The sequence below is a fragment of the Actinomadura monticuli genome, from assembly GCF_041463655.1.
GTDB classification, from domain to species: domain Bacteria; phylum Actinomycetota; class Actinomycetes; order Streptosporangiales; family Streptosporangiaceae; genus Spirillospora; species Spirillospora monticuli.
In genome coordinates, this window is record NZ_JAXCEI010000009.1 from 159,177 (window position 1) to 182,882 (window position 23,706).

Sequence of the window (23,706 nt, forward strand, 5' to 3'; positions counted from 1 at the left end):
TTCGGGGGGTGCGTCAGCGGCGGTAGAGGTTCAGCTTCTCCTCGCCGATCTTCTCGCGCAGGGCCGGGTCGTCCACGCCCAGGCCCTCCTTCTCGGCGCCGCACAGGACGGCCACCTTGCCGATGTGCTGGTTCGTCTGGACGGCGCGGGTCGCCTCCCCGGCCTCGTCCAGCGAGAACGACCTCGACAGCGTCGGGTGGATCATGCCGAGGCTGAACAGCCGGTTCACCTCGACGGCCTCGTGGTAGTTGAAGCCGTGCGAGCCGATAATGCTCTTCAGCCGCATCCACAGGAAGCGGTTGTCGTACTCGTGCTTGAAGCCGGTCGACGAGCCGCAGGTGACGATCTTGCCGCCGCGCTTGGCGACGTAGACGGACGCGCCGAACGTCTCGCGGCCGAGGTACTCGAACACGATGCCCGGGTCCTCGCCGGTGAGGCCGCGGATCGCCTCGCCCAGGACCCGGCCGGCCTTCGGGTGCCGCAGTCCCTGCTCGCCGAGGTTCAGCTCGTTGCGGTTGATGACGTGATCGCAGCCCTGCGACCGGACGATGTCGGCCTTCTCGTCCGACGACACGACGCCGACGGGGATGCCGCCGCCGTTCTTGACGAGCTGCGTCGCGAACGAGCCGAGCCCGCCCGTCGCGCCCCAGATCAGGACGACGTCGCCCTGCTTCATGCGGGCGCCGTGCGTGCCGACGAGCATCCGGTAGGCGGTGGCGGCGCACAGGGTGTTGGAGCCCGCCTCCTCCCAGGTGAGGTGCGCGGGCTTGCGGATCAGCTGGTTCGCCTTGACGATGCAGTACTCGCCGAGCGACCCGAAGTTCGTCTCGAAGCCCCAGGCGAGCTGCGTCTCCGACATCATGCCGTCGTCATAGGAGCCGTGGTCCTCCTCGTCCACGTAGGACGGGGAGAGGACGACCTTGTCGCCGACCTTCCAGTGCTTGACGCCGGCGCCGGTGCGGACGATGACGCCCGAGCCGTCCGAGCCGAGGATGTGGTACGGCAGGTCGTGCCGGGCGCCGTACCACCCCTGCCGGCCGAACTTCTCCAGGAACGCGAACGTCGGGACGGGCTCGAAGATCGCCGACCAGACGGTGTTGAAGTTGATCGCCGCGGACATGACCGCGACCACGCACTCGTCGGGGGCCAGCTCGGGCATCTCGACCTCGCCGACGTGCATGGAGCGGCGCACGTCCTTGTCGGTCTGGCCCTCGAAGATGCCGACCTCGTCCTTGCGCGTGAACGCGGCGCGGAAACGAGTCGGCAGGTCGATCTCCTGCAGCTCGGGACCGCTCGCGCCGGAGCGCACGGCGTCGAGCAGGGCGTGGGACGAGCCAGGGTGGGCCATGGGTGTCCTCCGTGGAACGACGGGGTTCAGGGGGTAGGCCCTCAGCGGGCCGTTGTTGACGTGAGGACGGCGTCGCTCTGCTGCCGTCCGGCCAGCCGGCCCTCCAGGTGCGCCGCGAGAACGTTCACACCGGGCGGGTCGAGCAGGTTGAGGTGGTGCACCCCGGGGATCGTGACGATCTCCAGGTCGGAGCAGAGCCCGCCGAAACCGTTGGTTCCGTCGAGCACGTAGCGGGCATCCCGGACGGCCCAGGGGGTCTCCTCGGGCGCGTAGTAGAGGATGACGCGTCCGTCGTACGGCTCTGGCTGGTACGCCTCCAGGGAACGGGTGTCCTGGTGCGACGTGAGCTGGTGGGTGAGGGCCGCCGGGGGGATGTAGTCCACGAGCGGGGCCGCGCGCTCCATGACGAGGGCGAACTGCGCCTCCTCGTCCAGGCCGGACAGCTCCTCGTAGGTGAGCGTGACGTCCAGGCCGTACGTCTCGTTGATGTAGTCGGCGAACGCGGAGAAGCGCCGCGCGAGGGTGTCGGACTCGTCGTCTACGGCGAGCGGGAGGCCCGCGTCGAACAGCGCGACGAACTCGACCTCGCGTCCGGCCGCCGTGAGCTGCCGGGCCGTCTCGTAGGCGAGGACGCCGCCGAACGACCAGCCGCCGAGCCGGAACGCGCCCTCCGGCTGCGCTTCGAGGAGGTGCTGGACGTAGCGGGCGGCGCGCTCCTCGACGGACGGCGCGTCCTCGAACCGCTCCAGCCCGAACACCGGCTGGTCGTCGCCGAGCAGGTCGACGAGCTGGCGGTAGCAGGCGGTGGTGCCGCCGGCCGGGTGCGCGATGAAGATCGGCCGCCGGGTGCCGGAGTCATGGTGGGGGGACGACCCCCCACGCCCCCCGGAAGGGCCTGTTTTCAACGGCCTGACGGTCTGCCGCGCCGCCTCCGCGTCCGCGGCCCGGATGAACTCGGCGACGTTCTCCGCCGTCGGGACCTCGAACAGCTCGCCGCGGGTGACGTCGCCGCCGAGCTCGGTGGCGACGAGGGCGACGACCTGGTCGGCCTGGTGCTCCTGGCCGCCGAGCTCGGCGAAGAAGTCGGCGGTGACGCCGACGCGGTCGAGTCCGAGGACGTCCTCGAAGATGCGGACGGCGAGCCGCTCGGCGGCGTCGCGCGGCATGACGTACCCGGACTCGGCGTTCGAGACGGCCGTGGGGGCCGGGGCGTCGGCGAGACCGAGCTCGCCCGCCGCCCACTCCTCGAACACGTTCACGCTGGCGCCCTGGAGCAGCACGGACGCGGGGACGGTCAGCCCGAGGTCGTGCTCGACGCCGCTCTTGATCCGGACCGCGACGAGGGAGTCGAGGCCGAGGTCGGTGAGCGGGACCGACGGGTCGAGGCGCTGCGGGTCGAACCCGAGGACGGCCGCGATCCGGTGCCTGACCTGCGCGGCGATCATCGTGCGGGCGGCGGCGGGGTCGAGGTCCTTGAGCGCGTCCACGCCGGGCCAGTCGCCGGCGTCGTCGGCGCCCGCTTCGTCCGCCGCCTCGGTGAGCGCGGCGAAGTACGGCATGTCGCGGATCTCGGGAAACAGGCTCACGGCCGTGGCCGGGTCGAAGCGCAGCACGCCCGTCGCCGGCAGGCCGTGGACGAGCAGCGCTTCGAGCGCCTCCGCGCCCTCCGCCGGGCTGATCGGGTCGATGACGGTGACCGACGTCTCGGCGGCACCGCCGACCTGCGACCAGGTGCCCCAGTTGACGGTGGTCCCGGGGCGGCCGTTCGCGCGCCGGGCGGCCATGAGCGCGTCGATGGCGGCGTTCGCGGCGGCGTAGGCGCCCTGGCCGGGCGAGCCGAGCAGCGCGGCGGCCGACGAGTGCATGACCAGCCAGTCGAGGTCGATGTCCCAGGCGGCCTCGCTGAGCCGCCGCGCGCCCTCGACCTTCGCCGTCCACACCCTGTGGAGATCGTCCGGCCCGAGGTCGGCGATCAGGCGGTCGTCGATGGCGCCGGCGCCGTGCATGATGCCGCGCAGCTTCCGGCCGCCCTCCTCGGCGACCCGGACGAGGCGTTCGGCGGTGCCGGGCTCCGCGATGTCGCCGAGCACGACACCGATGTCCACGCCGCTCTCGCGGAGGCGGGCGATCACCTTCTCGCCGTCGGCGCCGGGGCCGCTCCGCCCGGACAGGACGATGCGCCCCGCCCCGCGCTCGGCCAGCAGCTGCGCGGTGACCAGGCCGATCCCGCCGTAGCCGCCGGTGATGATGTACGCGCCGCCGCGCCGCACGACGCGCTTGCGCTTCGGCGCCGCCTCCGGGAGGACGGCCTGCGCGAGCCGCGCGACGTACCGCGTCCCGCCCCGCCAGGCGACTTCGCGGGCCTCGCCGCCGGCGAGGAGCTCGGCGACCAGGTCGGCCGGGCCGTCGACGTCCACATGGGTGGCCCGCTGGACGGTCCGCTCGAACGCCAGCACGCGCGTGAGCGCGCTGACGAAGCCGTGCGCGGGCAGCCCCTCCTCGCCGTTCAGCGGCAGGGCGTCGCGGGTCGCGACGTAGAGGCGCGGCCCGTCCGGCAGCGAACGGCTCACGCCGACGACGGCGAGGACGAGTTCCTCGTCGACCAGATCGGCCGACGGGACGAGCACGACGCCGTCGACCGGCTCGTCCGTGACCGGGTGGCCGTCCGGGGGCCGGTTCGCCAGGCGGTGCCGGACGACCCGCTTCCCGCGCTCCTCCAGGCCCGCGACGGTCGCGGCGGCGAGCGCGTCGTCCTCGTCGGACAGCACCAGCCAGGTACCGCCGTCCGGCACGTCCGTGCCGGGGAGCGGGGTCTCGTCCCAGACGAGTTCGACGAGCTTGTCGGTGAGCGGCACGGGGATGTCGGCGCGGCCGACCTTGCGCAGGACGATGCCGGTCGCCTCGGCGAGGACGCCGCCGTCGGCCGACAGGAGGGTGACCGCGCCGGTCACGGCCTCGTCGTCGCGGACGACCGTCGCCTGGACGTGGCCGCCGCGGTGGGTCGGGCCGTACACGCGGAGGCTGCCGATGGTGTCGGCGAGCCACACGCCGCCCTCGCCGCCCTCCGCCGAGCCGGCCGCCTCGGCCGACAGCACGGACAGGCAGCGGTCGAAGACCTCCGGGTGCAGCCGGTAGTGGCGGCTGCCGCGCTCGGCGGCGGCGACCTCGGTGGCCCCGCCGGGCCCGGCCGTCGCGGGGGCGCGGCCGTCCTCGCCGACGTCCGCGCTGGCCAGCCGCGCCCACGTGCCGGCGGGCGTCAGCGCGTGGATCTCCACCCGCTGGTCCGCCTCGCTGAACGTCGTGGTGACGGTCGTGTGGTCGGCGAGGGCGAGCGGCCGCTCCATCCACAGGCTGTTGACGCGGACGTCGTCGGTGCCGAGCGCGGACGCGCCGGCGGCGAGCGCCATCTCCGCGAACGCGGCGACCGGCAGCGCGTGCAGGCCGTGCACGGTCAGGCCGGCGAGCCACGGCTGCGCGGCGAGGCCGACGTCGGCGCGCCAGGCGTGGCGGTCCTCGCCGGGCATCTCCACGTGCGCGCCGAGCAGCGGGTGCTCGTCGCTCTTGCCGGACGCGCGGGCCGACAGGTCGACCCAGTGCCGCTCGTGCCGCCACGGCGACTGCGGGACGTCGACGACGCGCCCGTCCGACGGGGTGGCGGCCTTGTGACCGTGCGCGACGAGGGTCGCGAGCTGCGCGTGGAACGTGAGCGTGTCGTCGGTCTCTTCGCCCTTGCGCGCCCGCTTGAGCGTGTGGGTGACGAGCGCGCCCGTCCCCTCAAGGGTCTCGCCGACCGCGTGGGCGAGGATGGGGTGCGCGTTGACCTCGACGAACGTCCGGAACCCGTCCTCGGCGGCGGCGGAGACGGCGTCGGTGAGCCGCACCGCGTTGCGCAGGTTCGCGGCCCAGTGCTCGACACCGAGCGCCTCGTCGGAGCCGAGGTAGGCGCGGGGGTCGTCCAGCGCGGTCGTGTAGAGCTTGATGCCGTCGTCGGCGAGCGGCGTGCCGCGTTCGGCGCCGACGTCGGCGAGCTGCTCGCGCAGCTCGGGGAGCAGCGGGTCGACCTGCGGGGAGTGCCCGGCGCCCTCGGCCTGCACCATCCGCGCGAGCCGTCCCTCGGCCTCGGCGCGCTTCACGACCTCGGCGATCTGGTCGGCGTCGCCGGTGACGACCGTCTGCTTCGGGGAGGAGTGCACGGCCGCGTACACCTCGGGCAGCCCGTCCGCGAGGCGCGCGACCTCGCCGGCGGACGCGCCGAGGACCGCCATCGCGCCGCCCCCGACGAGCCGCGTCAGCAGCCGCGACCGGCGGCAGATGACGCGGACGCCGTCCTCGACCGTGAGCGCGCCGGCGACGACGGCCGCCGCGACCTCTCCCATCGAGTGGCCGACCACCGCGCCCGGCGTGACGCCGTACGACTTCCACGTGCGGGCCAGGGCGATCTGGATGGCGAACAGCACCGGCATGGTGTCGGCCGGCCCGTCGGGCTTGCGGCCCTCTTCGAGCATCGCCCACAGGTCGGGGCCGCCCTCTTCGGCGAACATGCCGTCCAGGTCGTCGATGGCCTCGGCGAAGGCGGGCTCCTCCTCCAGGAGGCGCTGCGCCATGCCCGCGCGCTGCGCGCCGTACCCGGAGAAGACCCACACGGGACGGCCCGGAGCGCCGAGCGCGGAGCCCGTCACCACACCGGGGTGGGGGCGTCCTTCGGCGAGGGCGGTGAGCCCTTCGACGAACCCGGCGCGGTCCCTGGCGGAGACGGCGGCGCGGGCCCGTCCGCGCCCGGCGCGCCGGTGCAGGGTGCGGGCGATGTCGGCGAGCTTCGCGTCCTGGTTCGGGAGCCACTCGGCGAGGAGGGCCGCGTGGTCGCGGATGCGGTCGTCGCTGGTGTCGGACAGCGGGAACGTCCGGACGACGGCCGGCTGCGCGGTCGTCTCCTGCGCGGGCGCCTCTTCCAGGACGACGTGCGCGTTGGTCCCGCCGAAACCGAACCCGGACACGCCCGCGCGCGCCGGGTGGCCCCGGTCGGGCCACGGCGTCTCCTCCGCGACGACCGCGAGGTGCAGGTCGTCGAACGGGATGTGCGGGTTGGGCTCCTTGTAGTGCGCGCTGGGCGGGATCACCCGGTGATGCAGCGCGAGGACGGTCTTGATGAGCCCGGCTATGCCCGCCGCCGACTCCATGTGGCCGAGGTTCGACTTCGCGGAGCCCAGCAGCAGCGGCGCGTCGTCCTCGCGTCCCGCGCCGAGGACGTCGCCGACCGCCTTGGCCTCGATCGGGTCGCCCAGGAACGTCCCCGTCCCGTGGGCCTCGACGTAGTCGACCTCGCGCGTGTCGATGCCCGCGGTCGCGTAGACGTCGCGGAGCAGCGCGCGCTGGGCGTCGGAGTTCGGGGCGACGAGGCCGTTGGAGCGTCCGTCGGAGTTGACGCCGGAGCCCTTCACGACGGCGAGGACGCGGTCGCCGTCCCGCTGCGCGTCCGACAGGCGTTTCAGGACGACGGCGCCGCAGCCCTCCGCGCGGACCATGCCGTCGGCGGACGCGTCGAACGCCTTGCAGTGCCCGTCCGCGGCCGTCGCGTCCGCGAGGTCGAACGTCATCGTGACGGTCGGGGACAGCAGCAGGTTCACGCCGCCCGCGAGCGCCACGTCGGCCTCGCCTCTGCGCAGCGCCTGGACGGCGAGGTGCGTGGACACCAGCGACGACGAGCACGCGGTGTCGACGATCATGCTGGGGCCGCGCAGGTCGAGCAGGTACGACAGCCGGTTCGCGATGATGCTGAGCGCGGCGCCGGTCGCCGTGAACGGCTCCAGCGACGCCGGGTCGGACGCGGTGAACGCCGCGTACTCCGGCGCGGACACGCCGACGAACACGCCGGTGCGGCTGCCGCGCAGCGACGCCGGGCCGATGCCCGCGTGCTCGAACGCCTCCCACGCCACTTCGAGGACGAGCCGCTGCTGCGGGTCCATGACGGCGGCCTCGCGCGGCGTGATGCCGAAGAACTGCGCGTCGAACTCGGCGACGTCGTCCAGGAAGCCGCCGAGCCTGGTCGTCTTCTCCAGCAGGTCGCCGACCTCGGGGGAGCCGTCGTCGAACGGGTCCCAGCGGCCCTCCGGCACCTCGCGGATCGCGTCGCCGCGCCCGGTCAGGAAGCGCCAGTAGTCGGCGGGGCCGGTCAGGTCGCGGTCGCCGCCGGGGAAGCGGCAGCCGATGCCGACGACGGCGATCGGCTCGTCGTCGGACGCCGCCGCCCGGACGGGCTCCGGCTCCGGCGCCTCCCGGACGGCGTCGGCGCCGCCGGCCAGCGCGACGGAGAGCTTGTTGATCGTGGGGTGCTCCCAGACGAGGGTGGCCGGCAGCGAGCGGCCGAGCATCTGCTCCAGCTCGCCCGCGATCGCGACCGCGTCACGCGACGCGAGCCCGAACTCCTCCAGCGGACGGTCGGGGTCGACCTCGGCTGCGGCGGTCCTGGAGCGGCGTGCGATCTGCTCGATCAGGTGCCGGCGGATCGCGTCCTCACCGATCCCGTCCTGCGGGGTCTCCCGCGCGGCTCCCGAACGATCATTGCTCTGCATGCGCTGGGTTCCCCCCATGAAACCGGGATCGTTCATCGAAGCGGAGGGACCACTTTGTCCTACGCTGACCGGCTCACGATGCGCATCCAGACCACTTTTCTCACCGAGGTCTTGTCACGGTGATGACAAGACTCGGCAGTAACCATTGTGGCCTGATGGGATAGTTGGGGCAGCCCGGCACAGAGTCAGGGCTGAGTAACGAGACGCCAACCAATAGTAACAATAGCGACTACTGCTTTTAGGGGGAAGCGGCGGATTTCCCGGCGGTGCGGGACCCTCGCCGTACGGACTCTTGACCCGGGGCCGATACCGATGGGCGCTGGCGGTGGTGGCCGTCAGCGCGTTCATGACCACCATGGACAACACGGTGGTCTTCACGGCGCTGCCCACGATCATGGCCGACCTCGACATGTCCTCCTCGGCCAAGGACTGGGTCGCCACCGGGTACATCCTGATGTTCTCCTGCCTGATGATCACGGGCGGCCGGCTCACCGACGTCTTCGGCTGCCGGCTCACCTTCACGTCCGGCATGGTCGTCTTCACCGCGGCGTCCGCCGTCTGCGGGCTCGCGCAGAGTTCCGACGTGCTCATCCTCGCCCGCATCGTGCAGGGCGCCGGGGCCGCGCTCGCACTGCCCGCCACGCAGGTCATGGTCACCGTCGGGCGCACCGACAAGCAGCGCTCCATCGGCAACATCATCTTCATCGGCGCCGCGTCCGGCGCGACCGCGCTCGGCCCCACCATCGGCGGCATCATCGTCCAGCACTGGCACTGGGGCTGGATCTTCCTGATCAACATCGTGCCCGGCATCCTGGTGATCCTGCTCGGCCTGTTCACCCTCACCGGGCACGGCGAGAACAAGCACTCCCGCATCGACCTGCCCGGCGTGCTGATCTCCGCGACGATGCTGTTCGCGTTCATCTACGCGCTGGAGGTCGGCAACAAGCACGGCTGGACCGACCCGTCGGTGCTCAGCGTCTTCGCCCTCGGCCTCATCGCGCTCGTCTGCTTCATCGTGGTCGAGAGCTGGGCCCCCGACCCGATGATCGACCTGCGGTTCTTCCGCAACCGGGTGTTCACCGGCGGGCTCATGTCGCAGATGCTGTACGGCATCGGCTTCAACGGCATGATGTTCTACTCGCAGCCCTTCCTGCAGCGCTTCCTCGGCTTCTCGCCGCCCGAGGCGGGCCTGGTCATGCTGCCCCCGGCCATCGCGATCATCGTGCTGACCCCGCTCGCGTTCCTGATGGCCACCAAGGTGGGCCCGCGCCCGGCGATCGGGTTCGGGATGGCGCTGATGGGCCTCGGCATGGTGCTGTTCTCCAGGCTGAAGGTCGGCGACGGGTACGCCGACCTGATGCCCGGCGTCATGCTCGTCGGCGTCGGCGCCGCCCTCGGCATGCCGCTGGTCATGTACGTGCTCAAGGCCGTCCCGGAGAAGCGGGCCGGGGTCGCGAGCGGCGTCATCAACGTGATCCGCGAGGCGTCCGGCGCGTTCGGCATCGCCATCGTCGGGCTGCTCGTCCACCACGTCCCGGACCCGGCCGCGAGCGCCGCCGACCTGGAGACCTTCCGCGCCGGCACCTCGTCCGGCCTCATCCTGGGCGCCATCCTCGTCCTCATCGGCGGCCTGATCAGCGGCATCACCCTGCCCAGCCGGCGGGGCTGGCTCGGCCCGAAGCACGGCAAGACGTCCCCGATCGTCCCCGACACCCCGAAGTTCGACCCGACCGCGACACCGCGCGACCCGATCCCCGCCCTGGTCGCACCCCTCGCGACCCCCGTCACGGTGGCGAGCGGCGCCCCGCCCGACGCTCCCCTCCCGATTCCCCTCACCTGGGAGGACGACCCCATGCCGGACGACGCCGTCCCCACCCCCGCCCCGGGCCCGCACTGGTGGACCGACAACGCCCTCCCGGCCCCGGACGCCTCGCAGGACGACGACCGCCCCGTCCCCTCGACCCCGTGGCCGGCACCGCCCACCGCCCCTCCGGCGACCACCGCCCCTCCACCGGCCGCCGCGCCTCCACCGGTGGCCGGTCCTCCGCCGTTGACCGATCCACCGCCGGTCGGCGGGCCCGCGCCGGCCCAGCCGCCTCCGGTCCCCGCACCGGCCACTCCCTGGGACGACTGGCCGGCCCCCGAGACTCCGGCCCGCCCGACGACCCCGATCCCGGCGCTCCCGCCGGAGCCCCCGTCCGGCCAGACCACGCCTCACCTCCCACCGCCCACCGGCACGCCGCCTCCGCCGGTCACCGACCCGCCGGCCGCACCGGCCGCACCGTGGGAGCCCGACGACAAGGCAGACAAGGCAGACCTGAAACCGGACGACGCGGACGAGAGGCTCGTGCTCGACGAGCTGGCGGGCACGACCACCTCATGGGCGAGCGACGACGCCAAGGACTTCGAGGGGCCGAGCGTCAGGGCGTCGTGGAACCCCGCCGACGCGGAGCAGGACGTCCTGGGCGAGAACGCGGCGGAATCCGGTGCTCAGGACGGCATCGAGGGCGCCGACGACGAGGACGGGGATCGGCCGGCACCGCCCCAGGGGTGGTACGAGCCGTACGTGCCCGAGGAGGAGCCGGCCGAGGATCCGCAGGTCACCCCGCGCAACGATGCCTGGTAGGAGGCACCCGTGAGCAGAATCGTCATCTTCGCGGCCGGGTCGCGGGGGGACATCCAGCCCTGCGTCGCGCTCGGGCGGGCGCTGCGGGCGCGCGGGGACGAGGTCCGGCTCGTGGCGAGCGCCCGGTACGCGCCGATGGCCGTCGCGGCGGGGCTGGAGCTCGCGCCGCTGACGGCCGACCCGACGGAGATCCTCGAATCGGACGCCGGGCAGGAGTTGCTCGCCGGCGGGCGCAATCCGGTGAAGTTCCTCGGCGGGTTCCGGCGCATCCTGGGGCCGATGGCCGAACGGTTGCTGGCCGAGTGTTTGGACGCCTGTAAGGGCGCGGACCTCATCTTGGGGCCCACTCTCGGTTTCCTTCCGTGTCATATTGGTGAGCATCTCGGAGTTCCGTGGGCGCTGATTCATTTTCAGCCGAGCGAGCCGACGGGCGCGTTCCCGCATCCGTTCGTCCCGCAGGCGCGCGCTTTCGGGCCGTGGGCCAGGCGGGCCAGCTTCCGGGCCGTCGACCAGATCGCGTGGCAGTTGTCGCGCCCCTTCCTCAACCCGTGGCGGGACGAGACGCTCGGGCTGCCACGCCTGCCGCTGCGGGGGCGCAGGCCGGACGGTGAGGTGCTGGCGTGCTTCAGCCCGGTGGTCGTCCCCAGGCCGGACGACTGGGGCCCCAACGTGCACCTCACCGGGTACTGGTTCCTCGACGAGCCCGAGTGGGAGCCCCCGGAGGACCTCGCCGAGTTCCTGGCGGCCGGCCCCGCACCGGTTTACGTGGGATTCGGGAGCATGGTCCCGAAGGACGTCGAGATGACCGACCTGGCGGTGCGGGCGGCGCTGAAACTCGCCGGGGTGCGCGGCATCGTGCAGGGCGACCCGGCCGGCTCGGACGGGGACGTGCTCGCGGTCCGGGACGTCCCGCACTCGTGGCTGTTCCCGCGCATGGCGGCGGTCGTCCACCACGGCGGCGCCGGGACGACGGCCGCGGGCCTGCGGGCGGGCGTGCCGACCGTGGTGTGCCCGTTCTTCGGCGACCAGCCCTACTGGGGCGAGCGCGTCGCGGCGCTGGGCGCGGGCCCGACGCCGCTGCCGTTCCGCGCGATGACCGTGCCGCGGCTCGCGTCGAAGATCCGGCAGGCCGTCCAGGACCAGGAGACGGCGGACCGCGCGGACGACCTCGGGCGGCGGATCCGGGCCGAGGACGGCATCGGACGCGCCCAGGAGATCATCGACTCGCTGCTGCGCGTCCGCTGACCCCGCACGGCGGCCCGGCCAGGGCACCGCGCGTGGACGGACGGGCCGGTCAGGGCGCGCCGTCGTCCGGCACCTCGCCCCAGGACCAGCCCGAGCTGTCCGGGTTCGGGACGATCTCCCGCCTGGTGCGCGGACGGTGCGGGGGCCGCGGCTGCGGCGGGCCGTCCGCCCAGGGCCGCCACGGCTCGCCGTCGGCGGGGGCGCGCCCGCCGTTCGCCTCGGCGCCGTCGGGCGTCCGGAAGACCAGCCGCGGCGGCTCCGCCGTGCCCGGCGGAGGCGCGGTGGGCCGGAACCCCTCCCGCGCGGCCTGCGGGACGGGCGGGTGGGACCTCTCGTGCTGGAGCGGCGTCTCCGCCGGCCTGAACCTCTCCCGCGCGGGCGGCGGCGGTGCGGGGACGGACGGCGGCGTGGGCATGGGCGGCGGCGCGGCACGGCGCGGTGGAGCCGGTGGGGCCGCGCGCGGCGGGGCCGGTGGGGCGGCGCGGACGGGCTCGTCCGCGTCCGCGCGCGGCGGGGCGGCCGGCGTCGGGCCCGCCTCCTCCCAGTGCAGCGCGTACGGGAACGGCTGCTCGTCCGGGAGGCGCGGCGGCGCGGCGGTCGCGCCCGCCGGGGCGAAGGCGGTGTGCTCGCGCAGGTCCATGCGGGCGTGCAGGCCGGCGAGGACGGGCGGCAGCCACCAGTTCGCCGAGCCCATGAACCGCATCGTGGCCGGGACGAGCAGCGACCGGACGAGCGCCGCGTCCACCACGACCGCGACGAACATGCCGACGCCGATCAGCTTGACGACGGTGATGCCCGCCATGCTGAACGCGGCGATGACGACGAGGAACAGCAGCGCGGCGCTGGTGATGATGCCGCCGGTGTGCTGCATGCCGGACGCGACCGCCGCCCGGTTGTCGTGCGTGAGGTCCCATTCCTCCCGGATCCGGCTGAGCAGGAAGACCTCGTAGTCCATCGACAGGCCGAACACGACCGCGAGGATGAGGATCATGCTGGTCGCCTCGACGCCGCCCGTCGGGGTGAAGTCCAGGACGCCGGCGAGATGCCCGTACTGGAAGCCCCACACGATCGCGCCGAACGACGCCCCGATCGACAGGACGTTCATCACGATCGCCTTCAGCGGCAGCGCGATCGACCCGAAGAACATGAAGAGCAGGATGAACGTGGCGACGCCGACGAACACCGCCATCTTCGGCAGGGTGCGCATCAGGCTGGACATCAGGTCCATCTGCGCGGCCGTGCTGCCGCCGACGTCGACGTGCATCGGGTAGCCGTCCTTGGACAGGCTCATCCCGCGGATCTTGGTGACGAGGTCCTGGGCGTGCTCGTCCATCGGCTCGTACTTGTGCGTGACGGAGATGCGCACGCCCCCGTACGAGCCCGAGTAGCCGGTGAACTGGGCCTCCGTGACGCCGGGGAGCTTGCCGAGGTTCTGCCGGAACTCCTCCAGGTAGGGCGGGATGGGGTCGTCCTTCTTGGCGGGCGTCCAGTCGCGCGGGATCAGGTCGCCGGAGACGACCACGTCGATGGGTTCGGCGGACCCGTTGGGGAAGTCCTTCTTGATGGTCTCGACCACGGCGCGGGTGGGGCTGTCCTTGGGCAGGACGCGGGCGTCCACACTGCCGAACTGGACGTTCAGGAACGGCACGAACATCACGCCCAGGATGACGAGCACGACCCCGAAGTACGGCACGGGATGCTTCATCACGCTGTGGCCGAGGCGGTACCAGAAGCCGCTTTCGGGGTCGCGCTGCGCACGCTTGGACGAAGGCCGCCGCCACGGCATCCGCCCGATCTCGACGCGCGGCCCCAGGATCGCCAAGAGCGTCGGGAGGAGGACCGTCGCGCCGAAGACCGCGACCATGACGGTGGCTATGCCGGCGAGCCCGATCGTCCGGAGGAACATCTGCGGGAACAGCAGCAGGCCCGCGAGGGCCGCCGACACGGTGATGCCGCTGACCATGATGGTGCGGCCCGCGGTCGCCATGGTGGCGGCCAGGGCCGACTCCCGGATCGGTTTCAGGGCCGCCCTGTACTCCTTCTTGGCGGCCTTGCGCGCTGCCTTGTCCCGCTCCCGTTTCCAGGGTTTCCCAGGTGGCAGCCCCTGCGCGGACATGCCCCGCTCCAGTTCCTCACGGAACCGGCTGATGATGAACAGCGAGTAGTCGATCGACAGGCCGACGCCCATCATCGTGACGACTTCCAGGGCGAACGACGTCACGTCCGCCGCGTACGTCACCACATGGAGGACGGCCAGCCCGCCGATGGTCGAGAAGATCCCCACGACGAACGGCAGCGAGGCCGCCACGAACGCGCCGAACAGGATCACCAGCAGGATGAGCAGCGGCAGGATCGTGATCGTCTCGGCGTGCACGATGTCGGCGACGACCTGCTTGCCGAACTCCTCGCCCAGCGGGATCGCGCCGCCGTACTGGACGCGGAGCCCCGGCGCCGCCAGCCGGTCCTTGATGACGTGGTAGTTCTCGGTCTTCGTCGCGCCGGTCTCGCCGCGCATCTTCACCGCGACGAACGTCGAGTGCCGGTCGTGCGACGCGAACGTCTCCGCCGCCTTACCGTCGAACGACCAGTAGGAGATGATCTCCTCGACCTGCGCCTTCGGCAGCCGCGCCACGGTGCTGACGACGCTCGCCTCGTAGCGCGGGTCGTCCACCGTCAGCGTGTCGCTCGTGTAGAGGACGAGGACGTCGGGGTTGGTGCTGCCGAAGTAGGTCGCGCCCAGCTTCGCGACGAGCGTCGAGGACGCGTCCGGGTCCTCGAAGCCGCCCTCCTTGAACTTGGCGAGCACGCCGAGACCCCAGGCGCCCGCGACCACGGTCGTCACCAGGATCAGCGCAAGGCTGGTCCAGCGTCGCCGGTGAATGAGACGCCCCAGCCCCGAAAGCATGGTCCTCCTGTTTCACCGCGGCCCGCGGGCCGCGCCGGATGCGAGCCGTCCGCGGAACGCCCTACTTGCGCGCGGCGAGACGCGCCGCCGTCGTCGACAGCTCGCCGTCAAGGTAACGCTGCCGCGTCGCCGCCCGTGCGATTTTCCCGCTGGACGTCCGCGACACGCCACCCGGTTCGATCAACACGAAGTCGTGGACGCTCATCTCGTGCTCGATGTTGACGGCGCCGCGCACGGCCGTCTCGACCTCGTCGACGTCCAGCCGTCCGAGAGGGACGCGGCGGTTCCGCTCGGCGACGATCACCAGCCGCTCCGTCTCCTCCCCGGTGAGCGCGAACGCCGCGACGTAGTCGGGACGGATGGCGGGGTGCGCCTCCTGCGTCGTGACCTCGATGTCCTGCGGGTAGTGGTTGCGGCCGTCCACGATGATGAGGTCCTTGATGCGGCCGGTGACGTACAGCTCGCCCTCGTGGACGACGCCGTAGTCGCCGGTCTTCATCCAGGGGCCGGCCGGCAGCTCGCCGGGCTCGCTCAGCTCGCCGCCGAACGTGTCCTGGCTCCGCTCGGAGTTGCGCCAGTAGCCGGGCGCCGTGTTGGGCCCGTGCACCCAGATCTCGCCGACCCGGCCGTCCGGCTGCTCCAGCCGCGTCTCCGGGTCGACGATCGCGACGATCTGCCCGCACGGGCCGCCGCACGACACGAGCTCGGAGCCGCCCTCAAGGAGCCGCAGGTCACCCTGGGTGAGCGCCTCCCGGTCCACGGAAATGATCTTCGGCGGGGTGTCCTCGGCCGCCGCGGTGACGAACACCGTCGCCTCCGCCAGCCCGTAGCCCGGCGCCTGCGCGCCGGGCCGCAGCCCCGCCGGCGCCAGCGCCTCCGCGAACGTCGACAGCGTCGACGTGCGGATCGGCTCCGCGCCGTTCAGGCAGGTCGTCAGCCCCGACAGGTCCAGGCCGGCGAGCTTCTCCGGCGACGCCATCGACGCGACGTACTCGTAGGCGAAGTTCGGCCCCGCCGTGTAGACGTTCTTGCCCGGACGGTCCGCGATCAGCTGCAGCCAGCGCATCGGGTTCATGATGAACGACACCGGGTCGGTGTAGATCGCGTGGTCGCCGTTCACCAGCGGCAGCGCCATCGTCGCGATCAGGCCCATGTCGTGGAACAGTGGCAGCCAGCTGACCAGCTCGGGGTTCGGCCTGTCGGGCGCCCACCCGGCCCACAGCTGCGCCGCGTTCGCCGTCACGTTCCCGTGCGTGATCTCCACGCCCGCGGGACGGCGCGTCGACCCCGACGTGTACTGCAGGTACGCGAGGTCGTCGAACGCGATGGGCTCGTCCTCCCAGCGGTCCGCCAGCGCCAGGTCGATCTCCTCGGCGAAGAGGATCTCCTTCGGCTGCGGGACGTCGTGGTCGGCGAGGAACTTCTCCACATGCGGCAGCGCGTTCCGCGTCGTGACGATCACCGCGGGCTCGGAGTCGCCGTAGGCGCCGATCAGCCGGTCGGCGTGCCCCGGCAGGTCGGGCGAGAACAGCGGCACCGCGATGATGTGCGCGTACATGGCGCCGAGCATCGTCATCATGTACTCGAGCGTCTGCGGCAGCAGCAGCGCGGCCCGCTCTCCCGGCCCGCTGACCTGGCGCAGCGCCACCGCGACCGCACGCGCGCGCCGGTCCGTCTCCGCCCAGCTCACCGTGATGTGCGCGCCCGCCGGGTCGGCGGAGTAGTCGACGAAGGTGTAGGCCGGCGCGTCCGGCTTCTCCCTCGCCCACCTGGCGACCCGTTCGATCAGCGGGGTGCGGCCGGAGCCGCCGGGCAGCAGATCGGGAAGCAGCGAGCCCAATGCCATGGATCATTCTCCCGGGGGGACGGGCCGGACGGGCCCGGTGCGGTACGGGTGGGCCGTCGGCGGGTGTGGCCGCGTCGGCCGGACGGCTGTGTCTCGACGCCCTCGGCGACCGGCGATGATCGTCAAGCTACCCGATGGTAGTCAGTGCGCGATATTAGCTCGCGGTCACATTCGCCGAACCCCGGTTTGTCACCGCCGTGACAAGAGGATTCGCCTGGGCGTCCGCCTGGTCACCTACCGTGCGGAAACCTGCTCACCCACCGGAGAAGATCGTCTCCATGATGCCCCGGCGGTGCCGTCCCTGGTAGCTCGTCTGCGGGTTCACCTCGTCCGGAAGCTCCGCGAGATAGCGGCTCTCGGCGTCGATCAACTGCTCCAGCTCGCCCCGGTCGAGGAACACGCCCTTGCATCCGGGGCATTCCTCGATCACGACCCCGTGGCGCTCGTGCGTGCCGAGCTTCGACTCGCACTTAGGACATTGCATCGTCGCGTCTGACATAGCGGATCACCCGTCCGTCACGACAGCATTTACTATCAGGCGGTCAGCCTACTGTCACCGGACCCGATTTGGGATGGCCTGTCCTTCAATACGGCTGTCTCCGGCCGTTCCCGTCGCCGAATCACCCGCGGGAAACCGCCCGGTGCAAGGCCAGCCGCCGCCGCAGCAGCCCGACGCAGGCGACGCCCCACAGCAGGCCGATCTCGGCCACGAGCGCTATTCCGATCACGACCGCCCAGTCCGTCTCGTCCGCCTCCTCCATCCCGGCGGGCGCCATCAGCGTCATCCGGGTCTCGCCGGGCGCGACCCGCGGCCCCGGCGGCGCGTTCACCGGCGGCAGCACGACCGCCCCTGGCGGCGACACGGCGGGCAGACTCGGCACCGCGAACGCATCCGGCGCGCTCACGCCCGGCTCGCCACCGGACGGCTCCGCCGAAACACACGACCCACCCCCGCAGGGCCCTCCCGCGGCCCCGAAATCATCCGCTTCCGGACTGGACGAGTGCGGCCAAGAACTCCCCTCACCATCGGGCGAATGACCACTCGAACAGCCAGCACCCGTATTGCCGCCATTACACGCAGCCTTAGGCGAATGACCATCACCTGCCGTCGGCTTCGCGCCGGAAGGCCGCACAGGCGCACCCCCCGCCGACACTGGCCCAGAATGACCATCTGTTCCCGGCCCGGCACCAGACGAACCCGTCGCAGGACAGGATCCGGCGGCACTGCCCTTATGGTCGCCACACGACGCCTTAGGCGAATGCCCATTCCCCGGCGTCAGCTTCGGCTTAGGCTTCGGCCCAGAAGGCAGCACGGACGGACCGCCCGGCGGAACAGGCCCAGGATGACCACTCGGGCTCGACCCGGCACCAGACGAACCCGTCGCGGAGCAGGGTCTGGCGGCACTGCTCGCCTTGCTACCGCACGACGCCCTGGGCGAATGCCCATCGGCGGTCGTCGGCGTCCGACTCGAAGGCTGCGCAGACGGACCACCCGACGACGAACCCGTCACCGGGCAGGGCGTGGCGGCGCTGCCCGCCTGGCTGCCGCACGACGCCCTGGGCGAATGCCCATCGGCGGTCGTCGGCGTCCCACTCGAAGGCTGCGCGGTCGGACCGGTCGGTGACGCGGGTCCGGCGTGACCGCTCGGGCTCGGCTTGGTGCCGGACGAGCTCGTCGCGGGGCAGGGCTTGGCGCCTGTGCTCGCCATGCCGGTCGCGCAATGGCCGCCCGTTGGTGTCGGGGCCGTCGTGGCTTCGGGGTCATCGCCAGCGGTCGGCTTCGGGCCGGAAGGTTGCGCGGACGGGCATGGCTCACCGCCGGTATCCGCGGAACCGGGCGCGCAGGGTTCGGCCGGCGGGGCGGTGACGGCGAAGACTGCGCGGATCGTGCGGCGTGGGGCGTTGGCGGCTCTGGCCACCGCGAGGACGGTCATCGGCTTCCCGGACGGGGCCGACGTCGCCGAGGCCGGGATTCGGACGGTGGCCGTTCGTTCGGTCGGTGCCTCGCCCAGGTCGCCCAGTGCGCAGCGGAGTTCGCCGCGACCGCTGGGGACGCAGTCGGGAGAGTGCCGCGTCCACGACAGGGGAGGGCCCGCGGTCAGCAGGAGCGTGGCGTCATGGGCGACACCGCCTTCCGCGTGGAGGCGGGCCGTGTACGTCAGTGCGCGACCGGATCCGGTGGTGGTGGGGCCGGAGGCCGTGATGTCCATGAGCAAGCGGACCGCCGGCTGGCGTGCGTCCGGTACGGCCCCGGCGGACGGGCTCGTCGTCATCGGGGCCGCCAGCGTGGCGCCGGCCGCGATCGCGGCCCAGCGTGTCCCTCGGCGCACCGTTCCCCCCAGCGGTCTACTCTCGTGGCTGCCAGGGGGGCGGCGCCGCGGCGCCGGGCACAGACAGTTATTGCCACATCGCCGCGACGAGTAACGTGCATCACTCTGGCAACCCCCCCTCTTTCGCACAGCGAAATCGGTTCTCCGTAGAATCGGGTGGATTGCGAGGGAGAGGAGACCGGCGTGGCGGAGGCCGTTCGGTCGCTGGAGCGCGCGTTCGACCTGCTGGAGCATCTGGCGGACGCGGGGGGCGAGATGGCGCTGTCCGAGCTGACGGAGGTCTCCGGGCTGCCGATGCCGACCATCTACCGGCTGATGCGGACGCTGGTGAACCAGGGCTACGTGCGGCAGGAGCCGTCCAAGCGCTACGCCCTGGGACCGCGGCTCGTGCGGCTGGGCGAGGGCGCGAGCCGCCTGCTGGGCACGTGGGCGCGGCCGGTGCTGGCCCGCCTCGTGGACGAGGTCGGCGAGACGGCCAACATGGCGGTGCTCGAAGGCGACCAGGCCGTCTACGTCGCGCAGGTGCCGTCCAAGCACTCGATGCGCATGTTCACCGAGGTGGGACGGCGCGTCCAGCCGCACTGCACGGGCGTGGGGAAGGCGCTGCTGTCGCAGCTGCCGGATCAGCGCGTGCGGGAGATCCTGGCCCGGACGGGCATGGACGCGCACACGCCCAACACCTTCACCGACCCGGACGCCCTGCTGGCCGAGCTGGAGCGCATTCGCGAGCAGGGGTACGCGCTGGACGATGAGGAGCAGGAGATCGGCGTCCGCTGCGTCGCGGTCGCGCTGCGTGGGGCCCCGGCGCTGACGGCGATCTCGGTGTCGGGTCCGTCCGGGCGCATGACCCGCGAGGCCGTCCCCGCCGTCATCCCGGTCATGCGGGACGCGGCGGAGCGGTTCGCCAAGGAGTTGAGCGCACCGGCCTCCTGACGCTCACGTCCGCCGCGCGGCGGAGCGCCGAGGTCAGTCGACGGGTTCGCCGACGATGACGGTGGGGCGTCCGCCGCGCTCCCAGGTGACGAAGTCGCCCGCGGACTTGACGAGGACGGCGGCCAGCCACAGCGCCAGGCCGGTGTCGTCGACGATGCCCGCGATGGGGATCACGTCGGGGACGGCGTCGATCGGGGAGATGATGTAGACGAGGCCCAGGGCGAGCAGGCCGAGCGTCCCGAAGGACATGCCCTTGTACTGGCCGCGGAGGACGGCCTTGAGCATCCGGGGGACGGCGCGGACCCGCGTCCAGAGCCCCGGCGCGTCGGGCTGAAGGGTCTCGCTGTAGATCTGCCAGGCCTGCCCTGCGGCGGCCGCACTGCGCTTCCTGTCCACGAGCACTCCTCGTCAGGTTGATGAGGGCGCGCCCCCGCGGCGCCCACGCTCATCTAGGACGCGACGAGTGCCGGAAATGTTCCCCTGCTCCGATCATGAGGCGCGAGTCACAGGCGCCCCTCCGCCGCCGGTGCCGGAATGATCGCGGGACCCCAGGGGCAAACGTCACGCCGCGGCCCCATTCGCCTTACCGCCAGCAAGTTCTTCATCACTCTCCCGGCGACCCGCGGCGATTCGCGGCGTGTCGGCTGGTGCGCGCTGCGAGCATGTCCGCACGGGCGCCTCCCCCAGCACGACCGGCCTGGCCCGTCGAGCATCGCAGGAGCTGACGAACGGATATGAGCGGCGACCATTCGAACCGTCCCGTCCATGGCACCGCGGCAGGCGACCCCTACGTCGCGCTGCCCCCGACCGCGGTCGACGCGACCGCATCGGGCCCCGTCCGGCTGATCGTGGCGTGGCCCGGGTTCGACCCGCCCCGCACGGCGGCCGCGCTCGCGGCGGCGATCCCGATGACCGGCGTGCCGGTGTGGCGGGTCTTCCTCGACCTGCCGGGCCGCTCGCCGGGCGGGCTCGGCTCGGGCGCGATCCTGGAGAGCGAGGCCGTCGAGGCGTACTGCGCGGCGGTCGAGGGCGCCGTGGAGCGGCTGCCCGGCGCCCTCGCCGACATCCGCCGCGACCTCGCGCTCCCGGACGGCCCCGTGGCGCTGGCCGGCTTCAGCGCGGGCGCCGCCGCCGCGCTGCTGGCCGTCCTGCGCGGCGAGGTGCCGGTGGCCGCCGCCGCGCTCGTGACGCCCGTCGTCGCCCCGGGACGGGCCGCGCGGGCGGTGGAGAAGCGCTCGGGCCGCGACCGGGACTGGTCGCCGCACGCCGTCGCCCTCGCCGACCGCCTCGACCTCGGCTCCCTCGCGCCCGGCATGGCCGGACGGGACGTCCCCACGCTCCTCATCGGCGGCGCCCGGGACCGGGTCGTCCCCGCCCGGGAGATCAGCGGCCTGCGCGACGTGCTGCGCCTGCACGGCGCCGGGCCGGTGGAGTCCACCACGTTCCGCATGGGGCACGCGCTGGCCGCCGAACCGGGCACCGAGCCCCGCCCGCCGATCACCGAGGCCGTCCAGGTCGACACGGCCCTCACCGACTGGTTCCGCGACCGGCTGGCCCGTCCCCTGGACGCCGAGGCGCCCGATCAAGCCGATCAAGCCGATCAGGCCGATCGGGCCGGTGCGCGGTCGGCGGACGAGCGGCACGGGGCCTGGGCGGCGGGCGAGCAGGACGCTCCGCAGGCCCGTCCCGGCGCCGTCGCCGGGCACCACCTGTGAGGCACGGCCTGTGAGGCACGGCCTGTGAGGTACGGCCTGTGAGGTACGGCCTGTGAGGTACGGCCTGTGAGGTACGGCCTGTGAGACACGGCCGCCGCCCGGCGGGGCGCGGTGGAGCGCCCGCCGGGCGGCGGGTCGGACGATGATGCCGCGGATCAGCCGCGGGAGAGGACCTCGTAGCGGACCGGGATCACGCCCGACCCGGTGCCGCCGACCTTCTTCATCGCGGCCCTGGACAGGTCCAGACAGCGACCGCCCGCGTACGGGCCGCGGTCGTTGATGCGGACGGTGACCGAGCGGTCGTTGTTCTTGTTCGTCACGCGGACCTTGGAGCCCATCGGCAGCGTCTTGTGCGCGGCCGTCAGCTTGCTCGGGTCGAAGCGCTCGCCGCTGGCGGTCATCTGACCCTCCCAGTAGTAGGAGGCTTCGCAGGAGCCGGAGTCGAGGACCTTCCGCTTCTTCTTGCCGGTCTTCTTCTCCGGCCTCGCCAGGTGCGCGGCCGTGGTGTCGGACTTGGTACGGGACTTCGCCGGCTTCTGCTTCGGTGCCGGCTCCGGTGCGCGCGGCTTACCGCGGTCGGCCCGCGGGGCGCCGGTCCCCGGCCGGCCCGCGAGCGGGTCGCCGGGCGGCGGCGCGGTCTGCGCGGCCTGCGCCGATTCGGCGGATCCGTTGTCGTTGACCAGGGCGAACGCGCCCGCTGCCAGAACGGCGACGGCGGCTCCGGAGACGATCAGGACGGTGCGTAGGCGCGCTCGAAGAAGACGCCTGACAGGGCTACCCACAGAGGAGTCCTTTGTTAGGGGACAGGACCCCGGACGCCCGGCTCTCTCACGGCGCGCTCAGGCGACCTCGTTCGTCCCCCGAGTCCTCCGCCGCCCGCGGGCTCGCTTGCCCGTCTCTCCGCGCCGCTCTCAGGCGCGTCCGCGTCATCGCGGTCCGGCGTCCGGCAGGTGCGGCTGGAAAGGCATCTTCACTTTTGATCTCGAAAACGCCGCACAAGTCCTTGACCGTACGTTGCGTCTCGTGTGAATCAAGCCGCAGGGCCCTGGTTTGTGGGGTTTGTCACCCTAGTCTTTGCGCTGAGGAGTTGCCCGACTCCGCGCGGTAACTCGGTTTGTAGATCGTCTTTACTTCCCATAGAGGTGTGATTTCGGGCATATAACAATCGCTTGCTCGGCAACGGAACGGGGCGTTCCGCACGATGCGACGGCATCCGCGGAACGCCTCGTGAGCGTTGGACAGGAAGCGATATATCACCCGATGGCGGGCAGGCCGGGGAGGCCCAGCGCGGCCGCGTCGGGCATCGACAGCGGGCCGGGCGCCGGCGGGCCGCCCGCCGACCGCGCGGAACGGTCCGTGGCCGTCAGCACGTCCACGACATGGCCGACGTCCCCCTCGGCCTGGTCGAGGCCCGCGCCGACCTTGTTCACGGTGCCGTTCGCGCGGCCGAGGACGTCGTCGGACGGCGCCGGCACGGCCTGCCGCCGGCGGGACGGGAAGAGCACGGCGCCCAACGCCGGCGTCGCGCCGGGCCGGGCCGGAGCGAGCGCGGACGGGACGCTCGGCAGGTCGGCGGGCGCCGCCGGCAGCGCCATGCTCACCGGCGCCCCGGCACGGCGACCGGCCGGGAGGGCGGGCCGCCCGCCCGCGAGCTGGCCGAGCCCGGCGCCCCCGATCGTGTCGCCGAGTTTCTTGACCGCCCCGTTCGCGGCAGCGGCCGGTACGGGCAGCCCGCCCGTACCGGAGGCGCGCCGCGCGCGGAGGCATTCGCCCGTGCACCGGGCCTCTCCGGAGCGGAGGCGGGACGTGCCCGGCGCGGCGCGGAGCGCGCCGTCGGCGGTGCCGGTCGCCGCCTCGGCGGTGCGGCCGCCGCTCTGGACGACCGTGCGCGGGAGCGTCCGGGTGACCGGGTGGGCCGCGGCGGCGGTGTCGTAGAGGAGCGCGGTGGACGGGCCGGGCGCGGCGCTCGCGGGCACGACGGCGACGGCCAGCGCCGCCGCGAACGGGGCGACGACGGCGGCGCCCACCAGGCTCCTGGCTGAGAACTTCATTTTTCCCCCGGGGTTTTTTCGGCTTTGACCCTGCACGTGCATAGCACCCACAGGTGCGTAGACCCTGCACTGCGATGTGCGCCCCGCGCGGCTGGCGTAACGGCGCACCGTCGAGCGGGGACGCTAGTACAACCCGGG

At 72.8% G+C, this 23,706-nt stretch carries 14 protein-coding genes; 4 read left to right on the forward strand and 10 right to left on the reverse strand.

Translation table 11 applies throughout. The features are described from left to right. Window positions 1–13: 13 nt before the first annotated feature. On the reverse strand, window positions 14–1,348 hold the full coding sequence (ccrA, locus tag SM611_RS21570) for a crotonyl-CoA carboxylase/reductase (protein ID WP_371951672.1): 1,335 nt from the start codon (window positions 1,346–1,348) through the stop codon (window positions 14–16). Window positions 1,349–1,389: 41 nt separating this feature from the next. Then, a complete protein-coding gene (locus tag SM611_RS21575; protein WP_371951673.1) occupies window positions 1,390–7,935 on the reverse strand; it encodes an SDR family NAD(P)-dependent oxidoreductase in 6,546 nt (2,181 codons plus the stop codon). Between the two features lie 274 nt (window positions 7,936–8,209). Between SM611_RS21575 and SM611_RS21580 the strand changes: the two genes are divergently transcribed. Beyond that, entirely contained in the window at window positions 8,210–10,543 is a 2,334-nt protein-coding gene (locus SM611_RS21580; protein ID WP_371951674.1) for an MFS transporter, read from the forward strand. 9 nt (window positions 10,544–10,552) lie between these two features. Further along, window positions 10,553–11,788 (forward strand): glycosyltransferase, encoded by a 1,236-nt coding sequence (locus tag SM611_RS21585; RefSeq protein WP_371951675.1) that lies wholly within the window; start codon window positions 10,553–10,555, stop codon window positions 11,786–11,788. A gap of 49 nt (window positions 11,789–11,837) precedes the next feature. Here the strand turns inward: SM611_RS21585 and SM611_RS21590 are convergent, their stop codons facing one another. The 5 genes from SM611_RS21590 to SM611_RS21610 form a co-directional block, all read right to left on the reverse strand. Beyond that, a complete protein-coding gene (locus SM611_RS21590; RefSeq protein ID WP_371951676.1) occupies window positions 11,838–14,630 on the reverse strand; it encodes an MMPL family transporter in 2,793 nt (930 codons plus the stop codon). Between the two features lie 124 nt (window positions 14,631–14,754). Further along, entirely contained in the window at window positions 14,755–16,539 is a 1,785-nt protein-coding gene (locus SM611_RS21595; protein WP_371951677.1) for a fatty acyl-AMP ligase, read from the reverse strand. A 253-nt stretch (window positions 16,540–16,792) separates the two neighbouring features. After that, complete coding sequence (locus SM611_RS21600) at window positions 16,793–17,038, reverse strand: TFIIB-type zinc ribbon-containing protein (protein WP_371951678.1); 246 nt, start codon at window positions 17,036–17,038, stop codon at window positions 16,793–16,795. A 121-nt stretch (window positions 17,039–17,159) separates the two neighbouring features. Continuing rightward, a complete protein-coding gene (locus tag SM611_RS21605; RefSeq protein ID WP_371951679.1) occupies window positions 17,160–17,444 on the reverse strand; it encodes a hypothetical protein in 285 nt (94 codons plus the stop codon). A gap of 511 nt (window positions 17,445–17,955) precedes the next feature. Beyond that, window positions 17,956–18,261 carry a hypothetical protein gene (locus tag SM611_RS21610; RefSeq protein ID WP_371951680.1) on the reverse strand — a complete coding sequence of 102 codons (306 nt, stop codon included), beginning with the start codon at window positions 18,259–18,261 and terminating at the stop codon, window positions 17,956–17,958. A gap of 791 nt (window positions 18,262–19,052) precedes the next feature. On the opposite strand from SM611_RS21610, the gene SM611_RS21615 reads away from it, so the two are divergent. Further along, window positions 19,053–19,802, forward strand: coding sequence for an IclR family transcriptional regulator (locus tag SM611_RS21615; protein WP_371951681.1), 750 nt, complete (start codon window positions 19,053–19,055; stop codon window positions 19,800–19,802). Between the two features lie 33 nt (window positions 19,803–19,835). Here SM611_RS21615 and SM611_RS21620 read toward each other — a convergent pair whose 3' ends face one another. Continuing rightward, window positions 19,836–20,198, reverse strand: coding sequence for a YkvA family protein (locus SM611_RS21620; RefSeq protein WP_371951682.1), 363 nt, complete (start codon window positions 20,196–20,198; stop codon window positions 19,836–19,838). 338 nt (window positions 20,199–20,536) lie between these two features. On the opposite strand from SM611_RS21620, the gene SM611_RS21625 reads away from it, so the two are divergent. Beyond that, window positions 20,537–21,517, forward strand: coding sequence for a hypothetical protein (locus SM611_RS21625; RefSeq protein ID WP_371951683.1), 981 nt, complete (start codon window positions 20,537–20,539; stop codon window positions 21,515–21,517). A gap of 155 nt (window positions 21,518–21,672) precedes the next feature. Here SM611_RS21625 and SM611_RS21630 read toward each other — a convergent pair whose 3' ends face one another. Further along, a complete protein-coding gene (locus tag SM611_RS21630) occupies window positions 21,673–22,299 on the reverse strand; it encodes a septal ring lytic transglycosylase RlpA family protein (protein WP_371951684.1) in 627 nt (208 codons plus the stop codon). A 471-nt stretch (window positions 22,300–22,770) separates the two neighbouring features. Further along, complete coding sequence (locus SM611_RS21635) at window positions 22,771–23,568, reverse strand: hypothetical protein (RefSeq protein ID WP_371951685.1); 798 nt, start codon at window positions 23,566–23,568, stop codon at window positions 22,771–22,773. Between the last annotated feature and the right edge of the window lie 138 nt (window positions 23,569–23,706).

Bases quoted from the DNA above. Each gene is read 5' to 3' on its own strand.
- ccrA (WP_371951672.1), bottom strand. From the start codon at position 1,348: ATGGCCCACCCTGGCTCGTCCCACGCCCTGCTCGACGCCGTGCGCTCC.
- SM611_RS21575 (WP_371951673.1), bottom strand. From the start codon at position 7,935: ATGGGGGGAACCCAGCGCATGCAGAGCAATGATCGTTCGGGAGCCGCG.
- SM611_RS21595 (WP_371951677.1), bottom strand. From the start codon at position 16,539: ATGGCATTGGGCTCGCTGCTTCCCGATCTGCTGCCCGGCGGCTCCGGC.
- SM611_RS21600 (WP_371951678.1), bottom strand. From the start codon at position 17,038: ATGTCAGACGCGACGATGCAATGTCCTAAGTGCGAGTCGAAGCTCGGC.
- SM611_RS21625 (WP_371951683.1), top strand. From the start codon at position 20,537: ATGAGCGGCGACCATTCGAACCGTCCCGTCCATGGCACCGCGGCAGGC.
- SM611_RS21635 (WP_371951685.1), bottom strand. From the start codon at position 23,568: ATGAAGTTCTCAGCCAGGAGCCTGGTGGGCGCCGCCGTCGTCGCCCCG.